Source organism: Streptosporangium sp. G11 (assembly GCF_051192615.1).
Classification (GTDB): domain Bacteria; phylum Actinomycetota; class Actinomycetes; order Streptosporangiales; family Streptosporangiaceae; genus Streptosporangium.
The window spans coordinates 1-1,596 of sequence record NZ_JBPJUQ010000269.1; the positions used below are offsets into that span (position 1 = coordinate 1).

The following is a 1,596-nucleotide window of genomic DNA, read 5'->3' on the forward strand; positions in this document are numbered from 1 at the left end:
TTCCGGTTTTGTCCGGTACGGCGCGTGGAGTGGTGCGTTGTCAGAGAAGATGTTCTCCGAGGAGCAGTTGGAGCAGCTGCGCTCGTTCCCGGAGATCAGCGCGGATGAGTTGATCCGGTATTTCACGCCGACGGCGGCTGACGTGGCGTTCGTGAGTCCCGGCGGGCGGGGCCCTGTCGATCGGCTGGGCATGCTGGTCCAGCTCTGTACGCTGCCGTGGCTCGGGTTCGTGCCCGATGATGTGGCCTCGGCGCCGGCGGCGGCTGTGGCCCGGGTCGCGGAGCGGCTGGGCGTGGCGTCGGCGGCGCTGCGGCTGTACGGCAAGCGCGATCAGACCCGCTCGGATCATCTGGGCCTGGTCGCCAAGTATCTGGAGTGGCAGACCGCCCCGGCGGGCAGCCAGGCGATGAAGGAGCTGGAGCAGTTCCTGCTGGACCGGGCGATGGAGCACGACTCGCCGACGCTGCTGTTCAACCTGGCGCGCGAGTATCTGATGGCGGCCAAGGTGATCCGGCCCGGCGCGCTCATCTTGGCCAAGATGGTCGGCACCGCGCGCAAGGGTGCCGCCGATCTGACCTCGCAGTTGGTGGGGCACCTGCTGACGGCGGAGCTCCGCGCTGATCTGGAGCGGATGCTGGCTGTGGATGCGGGGCTGGGGATGACCCGGCTGGAGTGGCTGGTCGGCCCCGCCCGGGACGCCTCGGCGACCTCGGTGAAGACCGCGATCGACAAGCTGACCTGGCTGCGCGCGATCGACGCCCACCAGATGGACGTGTCGGTGCTGCCGAACGAGCGGCGCCGGTTCCTGGCCCAGGTCGCGCGCCGTTCGACCAACCAGGGGCTGGAGCGGCGCAAGGAGCGTAAGTTCCCGATCCTGCTGGCGTTCGTGGCCCAGGCCGCCATCGACCAGCTCGATGAGGTGGTGTCCCTGTTCGACCAGGCCGTCAGCGCGCGGGAGTCCCGGGCGAAGTCCAAGACGGACGAGGCGCTGGTAGAGCGGGCCAAGAAGGGAGAGGCCCGGCAACTGGTGATGGAGCTGATCCTGCCGGTGCTGGCAGACCCGTCGATCCCGGACGATGAGGTGGGCGGGATGCTGCGCGAGCGGATCGGCATGCAGCGGCTGCGGGAGATCACCTCTGATGCGTGGAAGCCGCTGCCCCGCGACCACGGCCGGCTGTCGGAGCTGGAGTCCTCCTACACCTACCTGCGCCAGTTCACCCCGAACGTGCTGGCCGCGATCGACTTCCAGGGCGAGCCGGGCACCGGCGAGCTGATGGAGGCGGTGGCCGTCTTGAAGGAGATGAACCGGCTCGGCGGCCGGAAGGTGCCCGCAGGGACGCCGACCGGCTTCGTGCCCGCCAAGTACGCCGACTACCTGGCCAAGGCCCGCAAGTCGGGGGAGGACACCGCCTACCGGCACTTCTGGGAGCTGTGCGTGATCTTGTCCCTGCGGGACGGGCTGCGCAGCGGGGACGTGTTCGTGCCCGGCTCGCGCCGCTACGCCGACCCGGCCACCTACCTGTACACGCCCGAGCAGTGGGCGCCCCGGCGCGCCGAGTACTGCCGCCTGGTGAGCAAGCCGCCGAACGCGGCCCA

General features: G+C 69.9%; 1 protein-coding gene. It reads left to right on the forward strand.

All coding sequences use genetic code 11. The features are described 5' to 3' along the window. Positions 1-37: 37 nt before the first annotated feature. On the forward strand, positions 38-1,596 hold a 1,559-nt coding region (locus ACSDR0_RS50460; protein ID WP_435296107.1), incomplete at its 3' end, for a DUF4158 domain-containing protein.